We start from the raw sequence: 24,645 nt of genomic DNA on the forward strand, positions 1-24,645 counted from the left end.
CGAATACATGTCGTCTCATGATACGTACTACGTACCAGCGCAAAGCAAATGGCCAATAATTGCCACCTTGGGCATGCTCACCACCGTGTACGGTTTGGCTGTGTGGTTCAACGATCTGAAGGCGGCGCGCCCGGAATCCCACGGGCCGTGGATCTTTTTCGTTGGTGGGCTGCTGCTGGCCTACATGCTGTTCGGCTGGTTTGGCGCGGTGATCAAGGAAAGCCGTGCCGGTTTGTACAGCCCGCAGATGGACCGCTCGTTTCGCTGGGGCATGACCTGGTTCATCTTTTCCGAGGTGATGTTCTTCGTCGCGTTCTTTGGCGCACTGTTTTATGTGCGGCACATGTCGGGGCCATGGCTGGGCGGTGAAGGGCACAAGGGCATCGCGCACATGCTGTGGCCGAACTTTCAGTTCACCTGGCCGCTGCTCAATAACCCTGACCCAAAAATGTACCCGCCACCGGAGGGCACCATCAGCCCCTGGGGCTTGCCGCTGATCAACACGGTCTTGCTGGTCAGCTCCAGCGTCACCATCACCCTCGCCCACCATGCCTTGCGCAAGGGCCATCGCGGCGCACTGAAAATCTGGCTGGCGCTGACCGTGCTGCTGGGCTGGGCGTTCCTGGCCTTGCAGGCCGAGGAGTACATGCATGCCTACAAAGAACTGGGCCTGACCCTCGGCTCGGGCGTGTACGGCGCAACCTTCTTCATGCTCACGGGCTTTCACGGCGCCCACGTGACCATCGGCACCATCATTCTGTTCGTGATGCTGATGCGCATCCTGCGCGGGCATTTCAATGCCGAGCACCAGTTTGGTTTCGAGGCAGCCAGCTGGTATTGGCATTTTGTGGATGTGGTGTGGATCGGCCTGTTCTTCTTCGTTTATGTGCTGTAAGGCGCCTTACCACGGCGCATGAGACACCAGCTGGCCGCTGAAAAAACCCCAGGCGATCAAGCCCACGGTGATCGCGGCCAGTACGACACGCACGGTCAAGGCAGTGACGAGGCGGTTGGAGTTGCCCTCGTCCTTGACCAGAAAGAACAAGCCACTGAACAGGCTCACGACAGTCGCGATCAGCATCAGGGCAATGGCTGCTTTGAGCATGGTCAGGTTCCCTTCGGATGGGCGGGCAATGAAAACAAGTATAGCCAGCGCCATAAAAGACTTTCGCCCAGGACTCGCACCCACGCTGGTGGTGCTGGTGCTGCTGCCGTTGATGGTAGGCCTGGGGTTCTGGCAACTGGCGCGCGGCCATGAAAAACAGTTGCTGGTGGACAGTTACGCCGAACGGCGCGTGGCCGACCCCATCAGCAGTGTCCAGCTCAATGAGATGCCCGACCCCGCCTTTCGCCGCGTACGCCTGCGCGGCCAGTTCGACGCCGAGCACAGCGTGTTGCTCGACAACCGCATGCGCGACGGCAAGGCCGGCGTCGAGTTGCTGCAACCCTTTCACGATCAGGCCAGCGGCCAGTGGCTGTTGCTCAATCGCGGGTGGCTGCCGTGGCCAGACCGGCGTACGCCACCAGTCTTCACTACACCCGATCAGCCGTTGAATCTCGACGCGTGGGTCTACGTCGCCCCCGGCGAAACCTTCCAACTGCACGCCGACCCGGCCACCACGCAATGGCCGCGCCTGCTCACCGCGCTGCATCCCGCCGCACTGTGGGCTGAGTTAGGGCGTGGCGGCTTTGCCTACGAACTGCGCGCCGAACCCGGCCCGGCCACGTACGACACCACGTGGCCGGTGGTCGCCATGGGCCCGGAAAAACATTTGGGGTACGCCGTGCAGTGGTTCGCCATGGCCTTGGCGCTGCTGGCGCTTTACCTCTACCTCGGATGGCACAACAAAAAGGAGAAGTCCCATGGGAGCGGCCATGAATCCACCCAGCATGTCTGAGGCGCCCGACCGGCGCAAAGGCCGCTGGCAGCTGATCTTGATCCTGATGATGGTGGTCGGCCCGATGGCGCTGGCCACGTTCATGTACAAGTTGCAGTTCTGGGTGCCGGACAGCCGCAGCTACCACGGCGAACTGATCGGTAACGGGCAGACCCGCGCCGACATTGGCGTGCAGGCCGATGAAGATCGCTGGCAACTGCTGGTCACCGCGCCCACTGCCTGCGCCGCTGAGTGCCAGCAGTTGGTGTACCTGGCGCGCCAACTGCAAATCAGCCTGGGCCGTGATGCCTCGCGCGCCAGCCATGCCTTGGCCAGCGCGCAGCCAGTGAGCACCGCCTACGAGGCCAAGCTCAAGGCCGAATACCCGCAACTGCAACGCTACCCGCTGGACCTGTCGACCTTCACCAGGGACGCCGCCGCACCCGGCGATGCGCAACTGTGGATCGTCGACCCACACGGCAATCTGGTGCTGCGCTACGACGCCAAGGTCAAGGGCAAGGACCTGCTCAACGACCTGCGCTTGCTGCTGAAACTGTCGAATATCGGATAAGGGCATCGTCATGGCCAAACCTGGATTTCGCCTCGCGTTGTTTGCCACCTTGCTGGCGCTGATCGTTGTGCTGCTCGGCGCCTATACGCGCCTGACCCACGCCGGCCTCGGTTGCCCGGACTGGCCCGGCTGCTACGGTTTTATCAGCGTGCCGCAGAGCGAAGCCCAGCTGGCGCATGCCGAGCTGCATTTTCCCGACACGCCGGTGCAGGCTGACAAGGGCTGGGCCGAGATGACCCATCGCTACTTTGCCGGCACCTTGGGTTTGCTCATCGTGCTGTTGGCGGCGCGTTCGTGGAGCCATCGGCGTGATCCGGGCCAGCCGGTGAAGTTGCCGCTGTTTGTGCTGGCGGTGGTGTTCGCCCAGGCCGCGTTTGGCATGTGGACGGTGACATTGAAGTTGTGGCCGCAAGTTGTAACGGGCCATCTGCTCGGCGGTTTTGCCACCTTGAGCTTATTGTTTCTGCTGACCCTGCGACTGTCTGGCGTGTTGCCCGCGTTGATCGTGCCCAAGCGCCTGCAATATTGGGCAACGGCCGGGCTGGTGTTGGTGATCGGCCAGATTGCGCTGGGCGGCTGGGTGAGTTCCAACTATGCGGCGGTGGCCTGTGTCGACCTGCCCACCTGTCATGGTGAGTGGTGGCCGGCGGCGGACTTTGCCAACGGGTTTCACCTCACCCAACATATCGGCCCCAATTACCTCGGCGGCCAGCTCGACAGTGAAGCGCGTACCGCTATCCATCTGACCCATCGCCTTGGCGCGATGCTGGTGACACTGGTGCTGTTGGGGCTGGCCTGGCAATTGCGCGCAGTGGGCATGACGCGACTGGCGGGCTTGTTGCTGATCGCCCTGGCGGTGCAAATCAGCCTGGGGGTGAGCAATGTGGCGTTCGGCTTGCCGCTGCCGGTGGCGGTCGGCCACAACGCAGGCGGCGCAGCGTTGCTGCTGACATTGGTGCTGGTCAATTACCACGCGCGTACCAGCCTGGTCCGGGTGCGCCATCAGTTGCCGTTCGGCTGGCGCTTTATTCCACGCAAACACGTTTCGGGCCTCATCACCCTTAAAGGAGAGACGCCATGGCGACCTTGATCGACGCGCGCCGCGATCAGGCGATCTGGCGAGACTATTTGGAACTGACCAAGCCAAAAGTGGTGGTGCTGATGCTCATCACCTCCTTGGTGGGCATGTTCCTCGCCACCCGCGCCGGGGTGCCATGGGCGGTGCTGATTTTTGGCAACCTGGGCATTGCGCTGTGTGCCGGCGGTGCGGCGGCGGTTAACCATGTAGTGGATCGGCGCATCGATGCGGTGATGGCGCGCACGCATAAGCGGCCGATGGCCGAAGGGCGGGTGTCGCCGGTGGCCGCCCTGGCCTTTGCTTTGTTTCTGGCTGTTGCAGGTTTGGCCCTGTTGCTGACGTTTACCAACCCTTTGGCGGCGTGGCTGACGCTGGCCTCGCTGCTCGGTTATGCGGTGATCTACACCGGCTTTCTCAAGCGCGCCACGCCACAAAATATCGTCATCGGTGGCCTCGCTGGCGCGGCGCCGCCGCTGCTGGGCTGGGTTGCTGTTACCGGGCATATCAGCGCCGAGCCGCTGCTGCTGGTGTTGATCATCTTCGCCTGGACCCCGCCGCACTTCTGGGCCCTGGCCATTCACCGCAAGGAGGAATACGCCAAGGCCGACATCCCGATGCTGCCGGTCACCCACGGCGAGCACTACACCAAGGTGCACATCCTGCTCTACACCTTCGCCCTGCTGGCAGTAAGCCTGATGCCGTATGTGATTCACATGAGCGGCCTGCTGTACCTGGCGTGTGCGCTGGTGTTGGGTGCGCGCTTTCTGCAATGGGCCTGGGTGCTGTACCGTGGCAGCCAGCCGCACGCGGCGATCAACACCTTCAAGTACTCTATCTGGTACCTGTTTGTGCTGTTTATCGCCCTGCTCGTAGACCACTACTTACTGTTGAACCTATGACTCGAACTCAAAAAACCGTCTTTATCCTGGTGGCCATCGTCGCGTTGATCATGGGCCTGACCGTCAACAAAGTGCTGAACAGCAAGGGCCAGGGCGACCCTACTGCGCTGATCGACGCGGGCATCATCCTGCTGCCGCAAAGCCGCCAGCTGCCGCCGGTGACCATGACAGACCAGAACGGCCAGCCGGTGGTGGTCAACGAGTTGAAAGGCAAATGGAGCCTGCTGTTTTTCGGCTATACCTTCTGCCCCGACATCTGCCCCACCACCCTCGCCCAGCTGCGCCAGATCAAGAGCGAGCTGCCCAAAGAGGCGGTGGATAAGTTGCAGGTGATTCTGGTCAGCGTCGACCCGAACCGCGACACCCCGGCTCAGCTCAAGCAATACCTGGGTTACTTCGATCCGCAGTTCGAAGGCCTGACCGGCGCGAATGTGGACGATGTGCAGAAGGTCTCGAATGCGGTGAGCATCCCGTTTATTCCAGCGGATACCAGCAAGCCCAACTACACCGTCGACCACAGCGGCAACCTGGCGCTGATCGGACCGGACGGCACGCAGCGCGGGTTTATTCGTGCGCCGCTGAACAATCAAAAGCTGGTGGCGCAGTTGCCGGGGTTGCTGCAGCGGAAATAACAGGCCCCGCACCATACATGTGGGAGCTGGCGTGCCGGCGATGGCGGTGGTTCAGGGGCTAATAGCCTGACTGACCTACCGTCATCGCAGGCAAGCCAGCTCTCACAGGGGTTTTGTGCAAGATTTGAACAATGCGTAAGCAGGCAAGTGTGCTGGCCTGATCTTCCAAGCCACGCAAAAACAAATGTGGGAGGGGGCTTGCCCCCGAAGGCGGTGGTTCAGTCGATAAATTCGGTGACTGACACAGCGCTTTCGCGAGCAAGCCCGCTCCCACAGGGCTTTTGTGCAAGGTTTGAACGATGCGTAAGCAGGCAAGTGTGCTGGCCTGATCTTTCATACAACACAAAACAAATGTGGGAGGGGGCTTCCCCCCGAAGGCGGTGGTTCAGTCGATAAATTCGGTGACTGACACAGCGCTTTCGCGGGCAAGCCCGCTCCCACAGTGGGTTTGTGCAAGGTTTGAGCGATGCGTAAGCAGTTAAGAGTGCGGGCCTGGTCTTTCAAGCAACGCAAAAAACAAATGTGGGAGGGGGGCTTGCCCCCGAAGGCGGTGGTTCAGTCGATGAATTCTGTGACTGACACAGCGCTTTCGCGAGCAAGCCCGCTCCCACATTTTTTGATCTTCAGTGTGTTGCAGGTCGGGTCAGATCAGAACGCCGGCAGAATCGCGCCTTTGTACTTTTCAAGAATGAACGCTTTCACTTCCGGCGTGTGCAGGGCTGCAACCAGCTTCTTCACGGCGTCCGAGTCTTTGTTGTCTTCGCGGGTCACCAGGATGTTCACGTAAGGCGAGTCGTTGCCTTCGATCACCAGGGCGTCCTTGGATGGGTCCAGTTTGGCTTCCAGGGCGTAGTTGGTGTTGATCAGCGCCAGGTCGACCTGGGTCAGCACGCGCGGCAGTGTGGCGGCTTCCAGTTCGCGGAATTTCAGGTTTTTCGGGTTGCCGGAGATGTCCTTGATGGTCGACAGGATGTTGGTCGGGTCCTTCAAGGTGATCAGGTTGTGCTTGGCCAGCAGCAGCAACGCGCGGCCACCGTTGGTGGCGTCGTTCGGAATCACGACATTGGCGCCATCCGGCAGGTCTTCGAGTTTTTTGTACTTGCTGGAGTAGGCGCCCAGGGGCTCCAGGTGCACGGCGCCGACGCTCACCAGGTGAGTGCCCTTAGCCTTGTTGAACTCATCCAGGTACGGCTGGTGCTGGAAGAAGTTGGCGTCCAGGCGCTTTTCAGCCACCTGTACGTTCGGCTGCACGTAGTCGGTGAAAACCTTGACCTGCAGGTCGACGCCTTCTTTGGCGAGCGCGGGCTTCACAAACTCCAGGATTTCCGCGTGCGGCACTGGCGACGCGGCGACCGTGAGGGTCTCGGCAGCGTGGGCGGAAAACGCGGCAACGGCGGCGAAAGCAACCAGTAGTTTTTTCATCCAGCAAGCTCCTTGTTCGGGCATGCGCCGGCGGGGGCCGGCCATGGCCGTTATTTTCGAGAAAAGTGCACCACCAGCTTATCGCCGACGGTTTGCAGAATTTGCACCAGGATCAACAGCATCACCACGGTGACAACCATCACATCGGTCTGGAAGCGCTGGTAACCAAAGCGGATCGCCAGGTCGCCCAAGCCGCCGGCACCGACTACACCGGCCATGGCCGTGTAGGAAACCAGTGTAATGGCCGTCACCGTAATCGCTGCGAAAATACCGGGGCGGGCTTCGGGCAGCAGTGCATTGATGATGATCTGACGCGTGCTGGCACCCATGGACTGCGTTGCTTCGATGATGCCGCGGTCCACTTCACGCAGGGCGGTTTCCACCAGGCGCGCAAAGAACGGCGTCGCGCCTACGACCAGTGGCGGAATCGCACCGGCCACGCCCAGCGAGGTGCCGGTGATCAATATGGTGAACGGGATCATCACGATCAGCAGAATGATGAACGGCAGCGAACGCAGGATGTTCACGATCAGCGACAGCAGCGCGTACAGGCCTTTTTGTTCGAACAGTTGGCGCGGGCTGGTAAGAAACAGCAGCACACCCAGTGGCAGGCCGAGCAGGATGGTGAAGAACAGCGAACCGAGCAGCATGGTCATGGTGTCGCCGGTGGCGAGCCAGATCTCGGACCAGTCGATATTGGCGAAGAAACTCAACAGGATTTCCATTAGCGCAGAACCTCCATGTGGACGTCTGCCGCGGTAAAGCGGGCGAAGGCGGCGTCCATGTCCCCACCGGTCACGGCGAGGGTCAGTTGGCCGTAGGGAATGTCTTTGATGCGGTCAATACGACCGGCGAGGATGCTGTAGTCCACGCCTGTTTCGCGGGCGACGGTACCCAGCAGCGGCGCGTAGGTTGCTTCGCCCTGGAACGTCAGGCGCACGATACGGCCTGGTACGTTAGCGAAGTCATCGCGCTGCTCGCCTTCGTCGACCTGCTCGGCTTCTTGCACGAAGCGCTTGGTGGTCGGGTGCTTGGGGTGCAGGAACACATCGGCCACGGAGCCTTGCTCGACGATCACGCCGGCATCCATCACCGCCACTTGGTCGCACACGCGGCGGATCACGTCCATTTCATGGGTGATCAGCACGATGGTCAGCTTCAACTCGCGGTTGATCTCAGCCAGCAGTTGCAGCACCGAGGCGGTGGTTTGCGGGTCGAGGGCGCTGGTGGCTTCGTCGCACAGCAGGATCTTTGGCTTGGTTGCCAGGGCGCGGGCGATGCCGACGCGCTGCTTCTGGCCACCGGACAACTGCGCCGGGTATTTCTTGGCGTGGTCCGACAGGCCAACACGGGCGAGCAACTCAGCCACGCGCTGGTCGATCTCCTTGCGCGACAGTTCGCCAGCCAGCGTCAGCGGCAGCGCCACGTTGTCGGCGACGGTCTTGGAGGCAAGCAGGTTGAAGTGCTGGAAGATCATCCCGACTTGCTGGCGGAAACGGCGCAAGCCGTTGGCGTCCAGGGCGGTAACTTCTTCGCCGTCGACATTGATCTGGCCACCGCTGGGTTGCTCCAGGCGGTTGATCAGACGCAACAGGGTACTTTTTCCCGCACCGGAGTGGCCAATCAAGCCGAACACCTGGCCGTTTTCGACACGCAGGCTGGTGGGGTGCAGCGCGGGGATTTCCTTACCGGCGACGCGGTAGGTTTTATGGACGTTATGAAACTCGATCACGTAGCGAACCTTGTGGGGCGCATGGAAAAGGGATCAGCGGTTAGCCGGGCGCGCATTTTAGCCTGTCCGTATAGTGTTTCTTAGCATTTATTTCGCATTCAACCAGCGATTTGGCAATAACGCGATCAAAAGTCATAAAAAAGGAACGGTGCAAAACCGTGTCAGTCACTACTTAAGCAACTCAATTTCCCAGGTGCCGTGCCTGGGGGTTTGCTCAAACGAGCCGGGGACCGCTCTGGCCAATTTGATAAGGAGTTTTGACTGATGAGTACCAAGAAGCCAGCTACCCCGCCGAAGAGTGAACTCGCGGGCACCGATACCCTGGACCGTGGCAACACCAACGCCAAGCTGCAGGCCCTGGAAGAGTTCCGTTCCGACGCAACCGGCCAGGCGCTGCGCACCAATCAAGGCGTAAAGATTTCCGACAACCAGAACACCCTGAAAGTCGGCGCCCGTGGCCCATCGCTGCTGGAAGACTTCATCATGCGTGAAAAAATCACGCACTTTGACCATGAGCGTATCCCGGAGCGCATCGTGCATGCTCGCGGTACTGGCGCTCACGGCTACTTCCAGACCTATGAAAACCATTCGGCGCTGAGCAAGGCCGGTTTCCTGCGCAACCCCGAGCATAAAACGCCGGTGTTTGTGCGTTTCTCCACCGTGCAGGGCCCGCGCGGCTCGGGCGACACGGTGCGTGACGTGCGCGGGTTTGCGGTGAAGTTCTTCACCGATGAAGGTAACTTCGACCTGGTGGGCAACAACATGCCAGTGTTCTTTATTCAGGACGCGATCAAGTTTCCCGACTTCGTGCACGCGGTCAAACCTGAGCCGCATAACGAGATTCCTACCGGCGGTTCTGCCCACGACACGTTCTGGGATTTCGTCTCGCTGCAGCCAGAATCGGCGCACATGGTGCTGTGGGCCATGTCCGACCGTGCCATCCCCAAAAGCCTGCGCGCCATGCAGGGCTTTGGCATTCACACCTTCCGCTTGATCAATACCGAAGGTAAGTCGAGCTTTGTGAAGTTCCACTGGCATCCAAAAGTGGGCACCTGCTCGCTGGTGTGGGACGAAGCGCAAAAGCTTGCCGGTAAAGATACCGATTACCACCGTCGCGACCTGTGGGAAGCGATCGAGAGCGGCGACTACCCTGAGTGGGAATTGGGCGTGCAAATCGTTGCGGAAGAAGACGAGCACAAGTTCGACTTCGACCTGCTCGACCCGACCAAGATCATTCCTGAAGAGCTGGTTCCGATTACGCCGCTGGGCAAGATGGTGCTTAACCGTAACCCGGATAACTTCTTCGCTGAGGTTGAACAGGTCGCTTTTTGCCCAGGCCATATCGTGCCGGGTATCGACTTCACCAACGACCCGCTGCTGCAAGGCCGTCTGTTTTCCTACACGGATACGCAGATCAGCCGTCTCGGTGGCCCGAACTTTCATGAGCTGCCGATCAATCGGCCGGTCACGCCGTTCCATAACGGCCAGCGTGACGCTCAGCATCGCACTGTGATCGACAAAGGCCGCGCTGCCTACGAGCCGAACTCGATTGATGGCGGCTGGCCGAAAGAAACGCCACCGGCTGCGCAGGATGGCGGTTTCGAGACCTATTACGAACGTGTCGACGCCAATAAAGTGCGTGAGCGCAGCGAGTCGTTTGGCGATCACTTCTCACAAGCCACGCTGTTTTTCCACAGCATGAGCCACCACGAGAAAGAGCACATCATCGCGGCGTACAGCTTCGAGTTGGGCAAGGTGGAGCGTGAGTTTATCCGCGCCCGTCAGGTCAACGAGATTCTGGCCAATATCGACCTGGAGCTGGCCAAGCGCGTAGCACAGAACCTCGGTTTGCCAGCGCCAACCAAAGGCACCGTGCCACCGCGTGAATCGTCGCTCAAAGAGTCGCCGGCGTTGAGCCAGGTGAACCTGCTGTCGGGCGATATCAAAACGCGCAAAGTCGCGATCCTCGCGGCTAACGGTGTGGACGGCGCGGCAATTGCTGCGTTGAAGAAAGCGCTGGAGGCTGAGGGCGCGCACGCCAAGTTGCTGGGGCCGACTTCGGCGCCGGTGACCACCGCCGATGGCAAGAGCCTGAAGGTGGATGCGTCGATGGAAGGCATGCCGTCGATTGCCTTTGACGCGGTGTTCGTGCCGGGCGGCGCCAAATCGGTGCAGGCATTGAGCGGCGATGGTGTGGCGTTGCACTTCCTGCTGGAGGCGTACAAGCACCTGAAGGCGATTACGGTTGCCAATGATGCCAAGCCGTTGCTGGATCTGCTGAAGCTTGAGGTGGATGCGGGGCTGATCGTGGGGTCGGATGCGAAAGCGTTCAAGGCGTTTTTCGCCGCGATTGCACAGCACCGGGTTTGGGATCGTGAGCCGAAGGCCAAGGCGATTCCGGCTTAATTCATTGGTTGTGTGTTAGATAGCTATCGCGGGCGAGCCCGCTCCCACAGTTGAAGTGTGAATACATTCAAGTAGGGGAGCGGGCTTGCCTGCGATGCTTTTATTGCGCCTTGCGCGGAATCAGCACTACCTGCGCCGGAATGTGTTTCACAATCTGCCGGTGTATCTTCAGGTCATACCTCGAATCAATTCGCTTCACCCGTTTGGTCAGCAATGTGGCCAGCCATGGGTAGTCCTGCGTGCGCGGCGCCTGAATGGTCACGTCACACTGGTAATTCACCACGTCGGTGGCGATCGCGTCCAATTGATGGCGAAGTTCTTCGATATCGACGAGGTTCAGCGCCACAGTGGTGCTTTCAGCGGCCGGGTCGATGACCTTGGCGGGCGGCTTGGCTTCAGCGGCTTTCAAGGCGGCTTCGGCTTTATCCAGCTCGGCTTTGCGCGCATGGCTGATGGCGCTGTTGACGCCACCGGTGAGCGCCGGGGCCTTGGGCATCAGTGCACGGGCACGGCTCAGGGCCGTGGCGGCGGCGTTGACATCGCCTTTTTGCAGCACAATCTGGCTGCGCTGCAGGTAGGCTTCGGCCAATTGACGCTGGTAAGGCTCAAGGGCCGGGTCGTTGGGCGACTGGGCCTGTAACGCAGCCAGTTCGTCTTCGGCGGTGGCAAGCTCACTGCTGGCCAGGTTTTGCTCCAGCTGCGCGATGGCCGCAGCGCGTGCGTCCGGTACCTCGGGGGCGGCGGGCGGCGTACTTTGACAGGCGCCCAGCAGCAGGGAAAATGCGGCAAGGAGCAGATAACGGGCATTGAACAGCTTCATTCCTGCGACTCTCTATTTGCGCAAAAAGCGAGCAAGTCTACACCCCTCGACGGGGCAGGACAAAACTCAGCAGAAAGAGGGCGGCCGCCGTGACGACAATCGACGGGCCGGCTGGCGTGTCCTTGAACCACGACAGCGCCAGGCCCCCGCACACTGCAAGCATGCCCAACAGGCTGGCGCCGATGGCCATTTGCTCGGGTGAGCGCGCATGGCGTTGGGCGGCGGCTGCGGGAATGATCAGCAGCGAGGTGATCAACAATACGCCGACAATCTTCATCGCGACAGCAATCACCACCGCGATCAACAGCATCAGGGTCATGCGCAGCGCCGGCACGGGCAAACCTTCCACCGTGGCCAGTTCTTCATGCACGGTGATTGCCAGCAGTGGGCGCCACAGGGCCACCAGCAAGAGCAGCACCGCAGCGCTGCCACCGAGTATCCACGCAAGGTCTGTAGGGCTGATCGCCAGCAGGTCGCCGAACAGGTAGGCCATCAAGTCGATGCGCACTTCATGCATAAAGCTCAGCACCACCAGGCCCAGCGACAGCGTGCTCGGCGCCAGGATTCCCAGCAGTGTGTCGGAGGCCAGCGGTTGGCGCTGTTGCAGGGTCACCAGCAGCACGGCCAGCAGCAGGCAGCCCACGGTGACGGCGATGGTCGGGCTCACGTCCAGCAAAAAGCCCATGGCCACGCCCAACAGCGCGGCATGCGACAACGTGTCGCCAAAATAGGCCATGCGCCGCCACACCACAAACGAGCCCAACGGGCCCGCCACCAGCGCCAGAGCCAAGCCTGCCAGCAGGGCGTAGAGCAGAAAATCAGCCATGCTTGCAGCTATCTCCATGAACGTGTGTATGAGGGGTGGCGGGGTCGTCAACCACGGCGCCGTGCAAATCGTGGGCGTGGTCGTGATGGTGGTGGTAGATCGCCAGGCTCGGGGCATTTTTACCGAACAACTCGACAAACGCCGGGTCGCTACTGACTTGTTCCGGGTGGCCGGAGCAGCAAACGTGGCGGTTGAGGCACACCACCTGATCGGTGGTGCTCATGACCAGGTGCAGGTCGTGGGAGACCATCAACACGCCGCAGCCGTGGCGGTCACGCAGGCGGGTAATCAGGCTGTACAGCTCGGCCTGGCCGGCAACGTCGACGCCTTGCACGGGTTCATCGAGCACCAGCAGTTCAGGCTCGCGCAGCAAGGCGCGGGCCAGCAGCACGCGCTGCATTTCGCCGCCGGAGATGCTTTGCACCGGGCTGTCGATCACCTGTTCGGCACCGACTTCCTTGAGCGCAGCCTGCGCGCGGGTGCGGTCTACACCGGGCACCAGGCGCAAAAAACGCAGCACGGACAGCGGCAGTGTCGGGTCGACGTGCAATTTTTGCGGCATGTAACCGACGCGCAGCTTGGGCTTGCGCCATACGCTGCCACTGTCCGGCTTCAATAAACCGAGTACTGCGCGCACCAGCGTAGTCTTGCCGGCGCCATTGGGGCCGATCAGCGTGACGATCTGGCCCGGCTCGACGCTCAGCGCGATGTTATCCAGCACGTTTTGCCCGGCGAACGTGACACCGACCCCTTCGAGGCGGATTAACGCAGTGCTCATCAAGCCTCCTGGCAACCCGAGCAGAGCCCGACCACTTCGACCGTTTGCCCTTCGACCCTGAAGCCGACATCGGCCGAGCTTTTGATGATGGCGTCGCTAATGCTTTTTTGTTCAAGCTCGATGGCGGCATGGCACTCGCGGCAAATCAGGAACTGGCCCTGATGCGCGTGTTCCGGGTGGTTGCAGCCAACAAAGGCATTGAGCGAAGCGATGCGGTGCACCAGGCCGTTTTCCAGCAGGAAATCCAGCGCGCGGTACACCGTCGGCGGCGCGGCGCGGCGGCCGTCCTGCTCACTAAGCACGCCAAGAATGTCGTAGGCGCCCAGCGGCTTGTGGCTTTGCCACACCAGTTCCAGCACCCGGCGACGCAGCGCGGTCAGGCGCAGGCCCTTCTGTGCGCACAGGGTATCGGCCTCCGACAGCGCGGTGTGCACGCAGTGAGAGTGGTCGTGGGGGCGGCTGGCAATGGGTGTTTTAGGCATGAGCGGCGACAGACATTTGATAGAGACGTTATTATGTTACCCGTTCCTACGTCATTGAGTGGTCATCGTGTCCCGACTTTTTCCCGTTTTTGTCGTATTTGTCACCAGTTTGTTCATTGCTGGGGCCGCTCAGGCCGAGGTCAAGGTGCTGACGAGCATCAAGCCGTTGCAGTTGATTGCCGCGGCTGTGCAGGACGGTGTGGCCATTCCCGAGGTGTTGTTGCCGCCCGGCGCATCACCGCACAACTACGCCTTGCGTCCATCCGACGTACGGCGCGTGCAGTCGGTGGACCTGCTTTATTGGATCGGCCCGGACATGGAAAGCTTCCTGCCACGCGTGCTTAAAGGCCGAAGCCTGCCGACCGTGGCGGTGCAGGATCTTGCGGGGATGAAATTGCGGCGTTTCGCCGAAGATAGCCACTCGCACGCCGATGATGCTGATGAACATGACCATGATCACCGCCCAGGCAGCCTGGATGCGCACTTGTGGTTGTCGACGGTCAATGCTCGGGTGATTGCGGCGCGCATGGCGGCTGATCTGAGCGCTGCCGACCCGGCCAATGCTGCGCGTTACCAGAGCAACGTGCAGGCATTCGATGAGCGTCTGGATGCGTTGGATGCCCGTTTGAAAGCGCGCTTGGCGAGTGTGGGCGACAAACCTTACTTCGTGTTCCACGAAGCCTTTGATTACTTCGAAGACGCTTACGGGCTCAAGCACACTGGTGTGTTCAGCGTGGCCGCCGAAGTGCAGCCAGGCGCCCAGCACGTGGCAGCAATGCGTACACGGCTGCAGGAAGTCGGCAAGACCTGTGTATTCAGCGAACCGCCGTTGCGTCCGCGATTGGCTGAGACGTTGGTGGCCGGGTTGCCGGTGAAGTTGGCGGAATTGGATGCGTTGGGTGGTTACACCCCGGCCACGGCGCAGGGTTACGAGCAGGTATTGGAGAAATTGGGGAATGACCTGGCTGGGTGCCTGGAGTCGTTGTAATAGCCGACACAGAACCACTGTGTGAGCGGGCGTGTGTGGGAGCGGGTTTGCTCGCGAATGGGAGTGTCAGTCAAACCTCTGTTACTGATCCACCGCATTCGCGAGCAAGCCCGCTCCCACAATTTCTGACCACGTGCAGCTTTAGAGCGCGAACGGCAGGTGGACGCTGACTTGCTGGCGCTGCGCCAGCCGATGCTCGAACTCCGCAGGGTCATGAATCAACACGTCCTGCCCGGCAAACGACTCCGCCGCGATCAGGCGTGACAGCCAGAAGCGCACACACGCTACCCGCAGCATCGTTGGCCACAACTCCGCTTCCTTGGCCGTGAACGGCCGCAGGCCCGCGTAGGCACCTAGCAGCGCACGGGCGCGTTGCCCATCAATCACGCCGTCGGCGTCCGAACACCAGTCATTCAAGGCGATCGCCACGTCGTACAGCATCGGGCCTGAGCAAGCGTTGTAAAAGTCGATCAGCCCGGTCAGGTGCGTGCCTTCGAACATCGCATTATCGCGGAACAGATCGGCGTGAACGTTGGCGCGTGGCAGTGCGAGGATTTGAGCCTTGTGGGCTTCGATCTCGCTCAGCGCCTCTTTCAGCAGGCGCTGCTGCGCGTCGTTAAGGTGCGAAATCAGCTGCGCACCCTCAGTGAGCATCCAGTCCAGCCCTCGATCGGTCTTGCGCTCCAGCACTTTCTCGCCTTGAGTCGCCAGGTGCAAATGGCCGAGCAGGTCGCCAACCTGGGCGCAATGCTGTGTGTTGGCTTCCTTGATGTGTTTGCCGGCCAGGCGAGGTTGCAGCAGCGCCGGTTTGCCCTTCAATTCGCGCAAGGCCACGCCGTCGGTGGTGCGCAGCGCATAGGGCACCGGCAAGTCAGCGTCATGGAGCACGTCGAGCAGTTCGATGAAAAACGGCATTTCTGCGACTGGGCCGCGCTCAACCAGGGTCAGGACGAATTCGCCCTGTTCCAGGCTGATGAAGAAGTTGGTGTTTTCGCTACCGGCGGCAATCCCCTGGAAATCAAGCAGGCGGCCGAGCCCGTAAGGGGCGAGAAAGGTTTCCAGCTCGGGCCGAGCCAGCGGGGTGAACACAGACATGGTTAAAACTGCCAGTACGGGCGCCGCGAGGGGCGGCGCCAATTTAAGTTAAGAAATCATTTCCATTCGAAGATCTTCCATGACGGGATCAGCATATCCGGCTGGTCAGAACGGATGAAGTTTGCATCGGATCCGTCCGCGCGCACCAGGAAATACGGCGGCGCGCCCTTCACGGTGACCTTGATCGCGTACAGGAAACCGTTTTGGCGGTACTCCTGGATGGTTCTGTCACCTTCGGTGCGGATCGTGACTTCCGGGTCTCCCGAGGGTGCGCTGTCAGCTGCCGTGGCGGCCAGCGGCAAGAACGCAATCAAGCCGGTCAACAACAGGCGATTTACTGTACGCATGATAACCTTGTCCCTTTGTCGTCATTGGTCCGGCTATTCTAGCGCCTGACCCGCCGAAAAGGTTGATCCTGCTCATGAGCCAAGCCCCCCTCGTCCTGGTGGACGGTTCTTCTTATCTGTACCGCGCCTTTCACGCGCTGCCACCGCTGACCACCTCCAAAGGCCTGCCAACCGGTGCGGTCAAGGGCGTGTTGAACATGCTCAAAAGCCTGCGCAGGCAGTACCCGGACAGCCCGTTCGCCGTTGTGTTCGACGCCAAGGGTGGGACCTTCCGCGATGAGATGTTCGCCGAATACAAGGCCAACCGCCCGAGCATGCCCGATGACATGCGCCTGCAAATCGAGCCGCTGCACCAAAGCGTCATCGCGCTGGGCTTCCCGCTGCTGTGCGTCGAAGGCGTCGAGGCTGATGACGTCATCGGCACTTTGGCCCGCAGCAGTGCGGCGGCAGACCGCCCGGTGGTGATTTCTACTGGCGACAAGGATATGGCGCAGTTGGTCGACGGGCACATTACCTTGGTCAACACCATGACCGGTAGCGCGATGGACATTGAGGGCGTGAAGGAGAAATTCGGTGTCGCTCCCGAGCAGATCATCGATTACCTGGCGCTGATGGGCGATTCGTCCGACAACATCCCGGGCGTTCCGGGTATTGGCCCGAAGACCGCCTCCGGCTTGCTCGTAGGCGTGAATGGCGGCCTCAAAGAGCTTTATGAACAGCTGGATATCGTGCCGACCCTGCCGATTCGCGGGGCCAAGAATCTGCCGGCCAAGCTGGAAGAGCACAAGGAGATGGCGTTTCTGTCCTATCAACTGGCGACGATCAAAATCGACGTACCGCTGGATGTAGGCCTGGAAGATCTGCACCTGATCGAGCCTGACCGCGAAAAGCTGCTGGAGCTGTACACGCTGCTGGAGTTCAAGAGCTGGATTGATGAGATTCAGCGCGACGCCAAGCGTGTCGAGCTCAAGGCCTCGACCGAGGCGGCGCCGTCTGCCGAAACCGTCGCTGAGGTGGTAGCGGCCGCGCCGTTGGAGGCGTCCTACACGACCATCCTGGACCAGGCGACATTCGATAGCTGGCTGAAGAAACTCAACGACGCCAAGCTGTTCGCATTCGATACCGAAACCACCGGGATCGACGCGCAAAAAGCGCAGTTGGTCGGTGTTTCCTTCGCCGTGCAGCCCCATGAAGCCGCCTACATCCCGTTGACCCATTCCTACGTCGGTGCGCCTGAGCAGTTGGATCGCGACACGGTTCTGTTGGCGTTGAAGCCTCTGCTCGAAGACCCGACCAAACTCAAGGTCGGCCAGCACGCCAAGTTCGACATGAACATCCTGGCCAATTGCGCCATCGATGGTGACCCTGCGCACGGCATCACCGTGCGCGGCATCGCCTTCGACACCATGCTTGAATCCTACGTGTTGAATTCCACCGCAACCCGGCACGACATGGACAGCCTGGCCAAGAAGTATCTGGACTACGACACTGTCAGCTTCCAGGACATCGCCGGCAGAGGCGCCAAGCAACTGACATTCGACCAGATCGCGCTTGAGCAGGCTGGCCCGTACGCGGCTGAAGATGCGGATATAACGCTGCGCCTGCACCAGGCGTTGCATGCACAGCTGGCAGCCATACCGAGCCTGGCCAGTGTGCTGACGGATATCGAAATCCCGTTGGTGCCGGTGCTGGCGCGTATCGAGCGCCAGGGCGCGTTCGTGAATAAGGACCTGCTGGGCATCCAGAGCATCGAGCTGGGTAACAAGATGGTTGAGCTGGAGCGCCAGGCGTTCGAGATCGCCGGTGAAGAATTCAACCTGGGTTCGCCCAAGCAGCTCGGGGCGATTCTCTACGAAAAGCTCGGCTTGCCGGTGCTGAAAAAGACGGGCAAGGGGCAGGCGTCCACGGCCGAGGAAGTGCTGGCCAAGTTGGCCGAAGACGATTTCCTGCTGCCAAAAGTGCTGATGCAGTACCGCAGCATGAGTAAGCTGAAAAGCACCTACACCGATCGGCTGCCCGAGCAGATCAACCCGCGTACCGGGCGTATTCACACCTCTTATCACCAGGCTGTGGCGGCGACTGGACGCTTGTCTTCGAGCGATCCGAACCTGCAGAACATTCCGGTGCGAACCGCTGAAGGTCGGCGAATTCGCCAGGCGTTTGTCGCGCCCAAGGGCTACAAGCTGCTGGCGGCGGACTATTCGCAGATCGAGCTGCGGATCATGGCGCACTTGTCCAAGGACGAGGGCTTGATGAACGCGTTCCGTAACGATTTGGACGTGCACACCGCTACAGCGGCTGAGGTGTTCAAGGTTGAGTTGGCTGAGGTCAGTTCCAACCAGCGTCGCAGTGCCAAGGCGATCAACTTTGGCCTGATCTACGGCATGGGCGCGCAGAAGCTGGGCAAGGATATCGGCGTCGATACCAAGACCGCCAAGGCGTATATCGACGTGTATTTCGCGCGCTACCCTGGCGTTCGCGAGTACATGGAGCGCACGCGGGCCCAAGCGGCAGACCAAGGCTATGTAGAAACCTTCTTCGGGCGTCGGCTGTACTTGCCGGATATCAACTCCAACAAGCCTCAGGAGCGCGCGGCGGCCGAGCGCACGGCGATCAACGCGCCGATGCAGGGCACCGCGGCTGACATCATCAAGAAGGCCATGGTGTTGGTGGATAACTGGCTGACGGAGTCGGGCCTGGATGCCAAGGTCATCCTGCAAGTGCACGATGAACTGGTGCTTGAGGTGCGCGAGGACTTGGTTGCGCAAGTCAGCGAGAAGATCCGCGAGCACATGAGCGCAGCGGCCAAGCTGGATGTACCGTTGGTCGTGGACGTAGGCGTGGGCGATAACTGGGACGAGGCGCACTGATTTCGCGGCTCTGCCACTGCCGGGGGTGGTGGCAGAGCGCTTTAGATCGGAAACCGGTGTCAGTTATTTCCAATAGTTTTTTAAGCTGCCGGAACTTAACCTGTGAACTGCTACTCAGAGTTACTGAATGGGTGGTGAAGCCCTTCAATGCTCCTATGTTGTGTTAAGTGTTGGCAGATATCTGGACCCCGCCCTAGCGGTCCGGAACTTGGACCCCGAACTTCCCCTCCCCATACGAAGTCCGGGGTTTTTTTTGCCCGCAGAAAAGTTATTCCGCGACTTCAGCGCCCTTGTCCGCCAATTCCATCCAACCGGCCAACACCGTGTAGGCGTCTTCCAGGCCCATGCGCTTGGGCGCGGAGAACAGCTGGATGGTGATTGCATCACCCCAACCCTTACGGATGTCGGACTGCACTTTGAGCAGGGTGTTCTTGGCTGCGCCGTAGGTCAGCTTGTCTGCCTTGGTCAGCAGGATATGCATCGGCATGCCGCTGGCGACGGCCCAATCGAGCATCAGCAGGTCGAAGTCGGTCATTGGATGACGGATGTCCATCATCAAAATCAAACCCTTCAAACTCTCCCGGCCACCCAGGTAAGCCTCCAGGTGACGCTGCCAGTGCAGCTTCAACGGGATAGGTACTTTTGCGTAACCGTAGCCCGGCAGGTCGACCAGACGCCGATCATCGTCTAGCTTGAAGAAATTGAGAAGTTGCGTGCGGCCCGGGGTTTTCGAGGTGCGTGCCAGGCTGGCATGGGTCAGGGTGTTCAGCGCGCTGGACTTGCCGGCGTTGGAACGACCGGCAAAGGCGACTTCAAAGCCTTCGTCGTCGGGGCATTGGTCTACTTTGGCGGCGCTGAGCATGAACGTGGACTGTTGGCACAGGCCGAGGATGGGATTCTTGAGTTGCATGAGATTTCCGATGTGGGCGGTGCCGAAAAAGGGTGCGGCAAGCGGTGTCGTTTCCGTTTCAGTAGCGCCAGTATATAATGCCGCAGATTTTGTGTGTGCTTTGTCCCAGCGAAGGATGAGGTTCACGGGAGCGAAAGACCTTCATTGCGCATTAGAACGCAAAACGCTCTCAAACCCTGAAAAGGTCGATGTATGACCCGATGGTTGCTCGCTTTTGGTGTCCTGATTCCGCTTTACGGCGCTCAGGCTACACAGGATCCGGAGGCGGTGTACAACCGAGTTTGCGTAGCTTGCCATGCCGGCCAGCTGCCTAATGCCCCTAAACGGGGTGACCAGGCAGCCTGGCAGCCAAGACTGGCCAAGGGCATGGACACGTTGGTGCAACACGTAACCAGGGTTTCAAGGCGATGCCGCCGCGTGGTTTGTGCATGGACTGCAGTACTGAGGATTACCAGGCCATCATTGAATTGATGGTGAGTAAACCCGGTAGATAACTCTTAAACCCTTAGCCGTAGTTGGATTAGCTGATGAACAAACTGATCGTGAGTCTGCTGTTGACCTTGGGCATCACCGGTGTTGCCCATGCTGCAGGCGACGCTACAGCGGGTCAGGCGAAAGCCGCCGTGTGTGGTGCTTGCCATGGACCGGATGGCAATAGCCCGGCACCAAACTTCCCCAAACTCGCCGGCCAGGGTGAACGTTACCTGACCAAGCAGATGCACGACATCAAGGACGGCAAGCGCACGGTGCTGGAAATGACCGGCCTGCTGACCAACCTCAGTGATCAAGACCTGGCGGACATCGCGGCGTATTTTGCCAGCCAGAAAGGCAGTGTGGGAGCTGCCGATCCGAAACTGGTGGAAAAAGGCCAAGCGTTGTTCCGCGGTGGCAAGCTCGCCGAAGACCAGCCTATCGGCGGCATGCCGGCGTGCAAGGCTTGCCACATTCCGGACGGCGGCGGTGTCGCAGCGGCGGGCTTCCCTCACCTGAGTGGTCAACATGCTCAGTACACGGCCAAGCAATTGAAGGATTTTCGCGAGAAGGTTCGCTATATCGATGGCGACGCGGGTAACAAAATGATGACTGATATTGCGGCCAAGCTTTCGGATAAAGACATCGAAGCGCTGTCCAGCTACATCCAAGGCCTGCACTGATCCGGGCAGGACGTTAACGCTCGATTAATCCGTCGATGCAAGCATAAAAAGGGTGGCTTAGGCCGCCCTTTTTTGTGGCCGGTGCCGTTACACTAACGAACTCATGCCCGCGTAGACCTGTCACACCTAAAGGTCGCGTGAGGCGACTTTATTTGTCCAGGAGTAAAGCATGCGTAATCTGATCCTCAGCGCCGCTCTCGTCACTGCCAGCCTCTTCGGCATGACCGCACAAGCTGCCGATAATGTGCCGCTTGAAGCCGGTAAAACCTATGTTGAATTGGCCAACCCGGTGCCGGTTTCGGTGCCAGGCAAGATCGAAGTCGTGGAGCTGTTCTGGTATGGCTGCCCGCATTGCTATGCTTTTGAGCCGGTCATCAATCCATGGGTCGATAAGCTGCCTGAGGATGTGAATTTCAAACGCGTCCCAGCGTTGTTCGGCGGCCCATGGGATGCTCATGGTCAACTCTTCATCACGCTGGACACCATGGGTGTAGAGCACAAAGTGCACGCAGCGGTGTTCAATGCCATTCAGAAAGAAGGCAAGCGCCTGGTCAAACCTGAAGACATGGCTGATTTCGTCGCCACTCAGGGCGTCGATAAAACCAAATTCCTTGAAACGTTCAACTCGTTCGCTGTGAAGGGCAAGATGGCCCAATACAAAGAGCTCGCCCAGAAGTACGGCGTACAAGGCGTACCTACGCTGATCGTCAACGGTAAATACCGTTTCGACATCGGCAGTGCTGGTGGCGAAGAGCAAGCGCTGAACGTTGCCGACCAACTGATCGCCAAAGAGCGCGCAGCCAAGTAAGGGGCCTACCATGCGCCGCTGGGGTACTGAACGTGTCGTTGGCCTGCATGATGCGAAGGTCAACGAGCATCACCTGGAATCCACAGGCCTTCCGGCAGATAGCCGCTTGCGCTTGCTCAGCTTCAATATTCAGGTGGGCATCAGCACTGAAAAGTATCGGCACTACCTCACCCGTGGCTGGCAGCATTTGCTGCCCCACAATGGGCGTGCCGTTAACCTGCAAAAAATCGGCAACCTGCTGAACGACTTCGATTTGGTCGCCCTGCAGGAAGCTGACGGCGGCAGCATACGCTCCGGCTACATCAACCAGGTGGAACACCTGGCCCAGCTCGGTGCGTTCCCGTACTGGTATCAGCAACTTAATCGCAACCTCGGGCGTCTGGCGCAGCACAGCAATGGCGTGCTCAGCCGCTTGAAGCCGACTGCCATCGAAGATCACCCCTTGCCAGGCCCCAAAGGGCGCGGGGCGATCCTCGTGCGTTTCGGCGAAGGCCCCGAAGCCTTGGTGGTGGTGATGATGCACCTGGCACTCGGGGGGCGTACGCGCAACCTGCAGCTCGCCTACATTCGTGAATTAATTGGCAACTACAAGCACCAGGTACTGATGGGTGACATGAACACCCATGCCAACGACCTGCTGCAGAATTCCCCGTTGAGGGACCTCGGGTTGCTGGCGCCGCAAGTCGAAGCCACGTTCCCCAGTTGGCGCCCGCAACGCTGTCTCGACCACATCCTGCTCAGTCCGACACTCACACTCGAAAGTGTTCAAGTACTGGCGCAGCCCATCTCCGATCACCTGCCCGTCGCGGTAGAGATTCGTCTGCCGGGTTCGCTTACGGCTGATGCATTACCCGCGTTGAGCCCAGGCCCTCGCGGACCCCTTGCATGAGCGACGACGCCCAGCGCTGGAAAGAGAAATACCTGAAAAGCGTCGAGCAGCAAGACAAGCTCGAACGTCGCTGGGCTGCCCGCCTCGACTTGTTACGTCGAGGCCTGGTGCGCAGCACGCTGGCGGCTGAGGGCACCGATCGCGCGGTTGACCAATGCATGAAAGAGATGCGCGACGTCGTGCGTACCGACGACATGGACGCGGCCCTCGCAGCCCTGCTGCCGCGCCTGGAAAAGGCCGTGCTGGATTCAGAACAGCGCCGCGAAACCCGGGTCGACCAGATCAGCACTGCGCTCACGGCCCTGGTCGCGCAGTTGCAAAAGCTGCCGCTGCCGCGTGAAGTCGCGCGCCCGCTGAAAACCTTTGCCAAGCAACTGGAGGGGCGAGTCGGTCAGGCACGCGAGATTCCATTGTTGCTCAGCGAGCTGAGCAGCCTGCAAGGGCAGGCGCTGAATAACCTGGATTCGGATGGCGAAACCCCGCGCCCTGGACCGGGTCTGCTGCAACGTCTGTTTGGCGCGAAAGAGGGTTCAAATGAAGCGCCGGTGGTTGAAGCTACACCAGCGCCGGCTGCGCCAAAATCCACGGCGCCCAAGCTCGCCCCTGAGCCTCAGGAACCGGACCAATCCGAAGAACTGACCCAAGCCTTGCGCGCCTTTGCGCCACTGCCGAAAACGCCGGCAGCGTCACAACCCGAACACGTTGTGCCTGTCAAAGTGGCGGAGGTTGCCGGCGAAACCTTTGTCTTCGAGGCACCGGCTGCAGAGGGGCCTGTCGAGGTGCCTGAACCTGAAGCGGTGGAGGTGCTGGTAGAAGAAGCCGCCCCAGAAAGCGCACTTGCTGCCTTTATCGAAGAGGCGCAGGTCGAGGTCGATACTCCAAACGAAACCGCCATTGGCAGCTTGTCGCTCCCGCCTGTGCTGGAAGGTCTGGAGCCTGACCCGGATGCGTTGGAATCGGATGGCGTCTACGCACTGCCCGACTCGCCCGAACCTTCGTACAGCTCGGTTGCCAAGCACATCGAAGACACCTTGCTTGGCCTGCTGGAAGACCTGTCACTGCCCGAGCGTCACCGTCCCCAGGCTGAGGCCATGCGCGAACGCCTGGCTCATGGCTTGAACTGGTACGAACTGCTGCCGATTCTCGATGACTTGGCGGTGTTGATGCTAGCGATCACCGACAGTGGCCAGCACGAGTTCGAGGCTTACCTCAAACAGCTCAATGAGCGCCTCGAAGCGTTCCAGGGCCATCTGCAAGTAGCCAGTGATGGTCACGCTGACAGCCGCTCGGCCGCGCGCGAGCTGGACACGCAGATTCGTGAACAAGTCGACGGCCTGCAAAGCAGCGTGCAGGAGGCAGCCGACCTTGACAGCCTCAAGCAGGTGCTAGAGAGCCACCTTGAAGGCCTGCTCGGCACCATGGATCAACATCAGCAGCAGCGTGATCAGCGAGAGCAGGAAGTGGCGGCGCGCCTCAAGGGGCTGGCTGAACGGGTGGCGAATATGGAGCAGGAAGCCCAAGGGTATCGCGAGCATCTGGAAGTCCAGCGCCAGAAGGCGTTGATCGATCCGCTCACCGGCCTGCCCAACCGGGCAGCCTGGAGCGAGCGTCTGGACCACGAAGTCAACGCCTGGCACCAGCGCGGCAACAGCCTGTCGCTGGCCATGCTGGACCTTGATCACTTCAAGCGCGTCAACGACGGCTACGGACACTTGGCGGGCGACAAAGTGTTGAAGATCATCGCCAATGTGTTGCGCAAGTGCCTGCGCCCGACTGACTTTATCGCGCGGTTTGGCGGTGAAGAATTTGTATTGCTGATGCCTGACTCCGCTTTGTCGGACGCCTTGGGCGTGGGTGAGGTGTTGCGCGCGGCTATCGAGGCCTGCCCTTTCCATTTCAAGGGCGAACCGGTGACGATTACGGTGTCCATGGGTGTGGCGCAGTTCCAGCCGGGTGAGCGCAGTGACTTGGCGCTAAAGCGTGCCGACGAAGCGCTTTACCGAGCGAAGGCGGCGGGACGTAATCAGGTGCAGGCGGCGTAAAAGATGTTCCATTTTGTAA

Annotated in this window: 24 protein-coding genes and 1 pseudogene; 14 read left to right on the top strand and 11 right to left on the bottom strand. The window is 60.3% G+C overall.

Annotated elements, in window-relative coordinates; translation table 11 throughout:
• The first annotated feature begins 7 nt into the window (after positions 1-7).
• A complete protein-coding gene (locus AC19YS_RS08720; RefSeq protein WP_200624184.1) occupies positions 8-895 on the top strand; it encodes a cytochrome c oxidase subunit 3 in 888 nt (295 codons plus the stop codon).
• Between the two features lie 6 nt (positions 896-901).
• Here AC19YS_RS08720 and AC19YS_RS08725 read toward each other — a convergent pair whose 3' ends face one another.
• On the bottom strand, positions 902-1,105 hold the full coding sequence (locus AC19YS_RS08725; protein ID WP_016969525.1) for a twin transmembrane helix small protein: 204 nt from the start codon (positions 1,103-1,105) through the stop codon (positions 902-904).
• A gap of 28 nt (positions 1,106-1,133) precedes the next feature.
• On the opposite strand from AC19YS_RS08725, the gene AC19YS_RS08730 reads away from it, so the two are divergent.
• From AC19YS_RS08730 to AC19YS_RS08750, 5 genes are read left to right on the top strand one after another with little or no spacing between them, the layout of a single operon-like run.
• The gene (locus AC19YS_RS08730; protein ID WP_200624186.1) at positions 1,134-1,898 is read left to right on the top strand and encodes an SURF1 family protein; all 765 of its coding nucleotides are present in this window, start codon (positions 1,134-1,136) and stop codon (positions 1,896-1,898) included.
• A complete protein-coding gene (locus AC19YS_RS08735) occupies positions 1,864-2,448 on the top strand; it encodes a PA_0111/PP_0108 family redox-active disulfide protein (RefSeq protein ID WP_124416098.1) in 585 nt (194 codons plus the stop codon). The genes AC19YS_RS08730 and AC19YS_RS08735 overlap by 35 nt, the downstream gene beginning before the upstream one ends.
• 10 nt (positions 2,449-2,458) lie before the next feature.
• On the top strand, positions 2,459-3,538 hold the full coding sequence (locus tag AC19YS_RS08740; protein ID WP_106576023.1) for a COX15/CtaA family protein: 1,080 nt from the start codon (positions 2,459-2,461) through the stop codon (positions 3,536-3,538).
• Positions 3,526-4,425, top strand: a complete 900-nt coding sequence (gene cyoE, locus AC19YS_RS08745; RefSeq protein WP_200624187.1) for a heme o synthase — start codon at positions 3,526-3,528, stop codon at positions 4,423-4,425. Before AC19YS_RS08740 ends, cyoE begins: the two co-directional genes overlap by 13 nt.
• Positions 4,422-5,057 (top strand): SCO family protein, encoded by a 636-nt coding sequence (locus tag AC19YS_RS08750; protein ID WP_106576025.1) that lies wholly within the window; start codon positions 4,422-4,424, stop codon positions 5,055-5,057. The genes cyoE and AC19YS_RS08750 overlap by 4 nt, the downstream gene beginning before the upstream one ends.
• 648 nt (positions 5,058-5,705) lie before the next feature.
• On the opposite strand, the gene AC19YS_RS08755 is transcribed toward AC19YS_RS08750, so the two are convergent.
• From AC19YS_RS08755 to AC19YS_RS08765, 3 genes are read right to left on the bottom strand one after another with little or no spacing between them, the layout of a single operon-like run.
• Entirely contained in the window at positions 5,706-6,479 is a 774-nt protein-coding gene (locus AC19YS_RS08755) for a MetQ/NlpA family ABC transporter substrate-binding protein (RefSeq protein WP_106576026.1), read from the bottom strand.
• A 50-nt stretch (positions 6,480-6,529) separates the two neighbouring features.
• Positions 6,530-7,204 (bottom strand): methionine ABC transporter permease, encoded by a 675-nt coding sequence (locus AC19YS_RS08760; protein ID WP_106576027.1) that lies wholly within the window; start codon positions 7,202-7,204, stop codon positions 6,530-6,532.
• The gene (locus AC19YS_RS08765) at positions 7,204-8,211 is read right to left on the bottom strand and encodes a methionine ABC transporter ATP-binding protein (protein ID WP_119741316.1); all 1,008 of its coding nucleotides are present in this window, start codon (positions 8,209-8,211) and stop codon (positions 7,204-7,206) included. Before AC19YS_RS08765 ends, AC19YS_RS08760 begins: the two co-directional genes overlap by 1 nt.
• Before the next feature lie 264 nt (positions 8,212-8,475).
• Between AC19YS_RS08765 and katE the strand changes: the two genes are divergently transcribed.
• Entirely contained in the window at positions 8,476-10,617 is a 2,142-nt protein-coding gene (gene katE, locus AC19YS_RS08770) for a catalase HPII (protein WP_106576029.1), read from the top strand.
• 100 nt (positions 10,618-10,717) lie between these two features.
• Here the strand turns inward: katE and AC19YS_RS08775 are convergent, their stop codons facing one another.
• The 4 genes from AC19YS_RS08775 to AC19YS_RS08790 are packed head-to-tail and all read right to left on the bottom strand — an operon-like array spanning position 10,718 to position 13,523.
• Complete coding sequence (locus AC19YS_RS08775; protein WP_500601475.1) at positions 10,718-11,437, bottom strand: PA5502 family lipoprotein; 720 nt, start codon at positions 11,435-11,437, stop codon at positions 10,718-10,720.
• Between the two features lie 37 nt (positions 11,438-11,474).
• Positions 11,475-12,263 (bottom strand): zinc ABC transporter permease subunit ZnuB, encoded by a 789-nt coding sequence (znuB, locus tag AC19YS_RS08780; protein ID WP_094949676.1) that lies wholly within the window; start codon positions 12,261-12,263, stop codon positions 11,475-11,477.
• Positions 12,256-13,041: a zinc ABC transporter ATP-binding protein ZnuC gene (gene znuC, locus AC19YS_RS08785; RefSeq protein ID WP_119741322.1), complete on the bottom strand. Its 786-nt coding sequence runs from the start codon at positions 13,039-13,041 to the stop codon at positions 12,256-12,258. Before znuC ends, znuB begins: the two co-directional genes overlap by 8 nt.
• Positions 13,041-13,523 carry a Fur family transcriptional regulator gene (locus tag AC19YS_RS08790; protein WP_500601477.1) on the bottom strand — a complete coding sequence of 161 codons (483 nt, stop codon included), beginning with the start codon at positions 13,521-13,523 and terminating at the stop codon, positions 13,041-13,043. The genes znuC and AC19YS_RS08790 overlap by 1 nt, the downstream gene beginning before the upstream one ends.
• Positions 13,524-13,581: 58 nt before the next feature.
• Here AC19YS_RS08790 and AC19YS_RS08795 point away from each other — a divergent pair, with 58 nt between their 5' ends.
• Positions 13,582-14,511, top strand: a complete 930-nt coding sequence (locus AC19YS_RS08795; RefSeq protein ID WP_119741324.1) for a zinc ABC transporter substrate-binding protein ZnuA — start codon at positions 13,582-13,584, stop codon at positions 14,509-14,511.
• Positions 14,512-14,652: 141 nt separating this feature from the next.
• Here AC19YS_RS08795 and AC19YS_RS08800 read toward each other — a convergent pair whose 3' ends face one another.
• Together AC19YS_RS08800 and AC19YS_RS08805 are read right to left on the bottom strand one after the other, a co-directional pair.
• A complete protein-coding gene (locus AC19YS_RS08800) occupies positions 14,653-15,606 on the bottom strand; it encodes a homoserine kinase (protein ID WP_500601479.1) in 954 nt (317 codons plus the stop codon).
• A 56-nt stretch (positions 15,607-15,662) separates the two neighbouring features.
• Positions 15,663-15,953 carry a DUF2782 domain-containing protein gene (locus tag AC19YS_RS08805; RefSeq protein WP_119741326.1) on the bottom strand — a complete coding sequence of 97 codons (291 nt, stop codon included), beginning with the start codon at positions 15,951-15,953 and terminating at the stop codon, positions 15,663-15,665.
• A gap of 74 nt (positions 15,954-16,027) precedes the next feature.
• On the opposite strand from AC19YS_RS08805, the gene polA reads away from it, so the two are divergent.
• Positions 16,028-18,823, top strand: coding sequence for a DNA polymerase I (gene polA / locus AC19YS_RS08810; protein WP_500601481.1), 2,796 nt, complete (start codon positions 16,028-16,030; stop codon positions 18,821-18,823).
• Positions 18,824-19,091: 268 nt separating this feature from the next.
• Here polA and yihA read toward each other — a convergent pair whose 3' ends face one another.
• A complete protein-coding gene (yihA, locus tag AC19YS_RS08815; RefSeq protein ID WP_106576038.1) occupies positions 19,092-19,733 on the bottom strand; it encodes a ribosome biogenesis GTP-binding protein YihA/YsxC in 642 nt (213 codons plus the stop codon).
• 192 nt (positions 19,734-19,925) lie between these two features.
• Between yihA and AC19YS_RS08820 the strand changes: the two are divergent.
• The 5 genes and pseudogenes from AC19YS_RS08820 (at position 19,926) to AC19YS_RS08840 (ending at position 24,626) form a co-directional block, all read left to right on the top strand.
• Positions 19,926-20,227 (top strand): annotated as a pseudogene (locus AC19YS_RS08820) (c-type cytochrome).
• Between the two features lie 33 nt (positions 20,228-20,260).
• Positions 20,261-20,887: a c-type cytochrome gene (locus tag AC19YS_RS08825; RefSeq protein ID WP_106576039.1), complete on the top strand. Its 627-nt coding sequence runs from the start codon at positions 20,261-20,263 to the stop codon at positions 20,885-20,887.
• Positions 20,888-21,056: 169 nt separating this feature from the next.
• On the top strand, positions 21,057-21,695 hold the full coding sequence (locus AC19YS_RS08830; RefSeq protein WP_200624190.1) for a thiol:disulfide interchange protein DsbA/DsbL: 639 nt from the start codon (positions 21,057-21,059) through the stop codon (positions 21,693-21,695).
• Between the two features lie 10 nt (positions 21,696-21,705).
• Positions 21,706-22,584, top strand: a complete 879-nt coding sequence (locus tag AC19YS_RS08835) for an endonuclease/exonuclease/phosphatase family protein (protein ID WP_119741332.1) — start codon at positions 21,706-21,708, stop codon at positions 22,582-22,584.
• Positions 22,581-24,626, top strand: a complete 2,046-nt coding sequence (locus AC19YS_RS08840; protein ID WP_500601482.1) for a GGDEF domain-containing protein — start codon at positions 22,581-22,583, stop codon at positions 24,624-24,626. The genes AC19YS_RS08835 and AC19YS_RS08840 overlap by 4 nt, the downstream gene beginning before the upstream one ends.
• Positions 24,627-24,645: the final 19 nt, after the last annotated feature.

Source organism: Pseudomonas sp. MF08831, assembly GCF_059862645.1.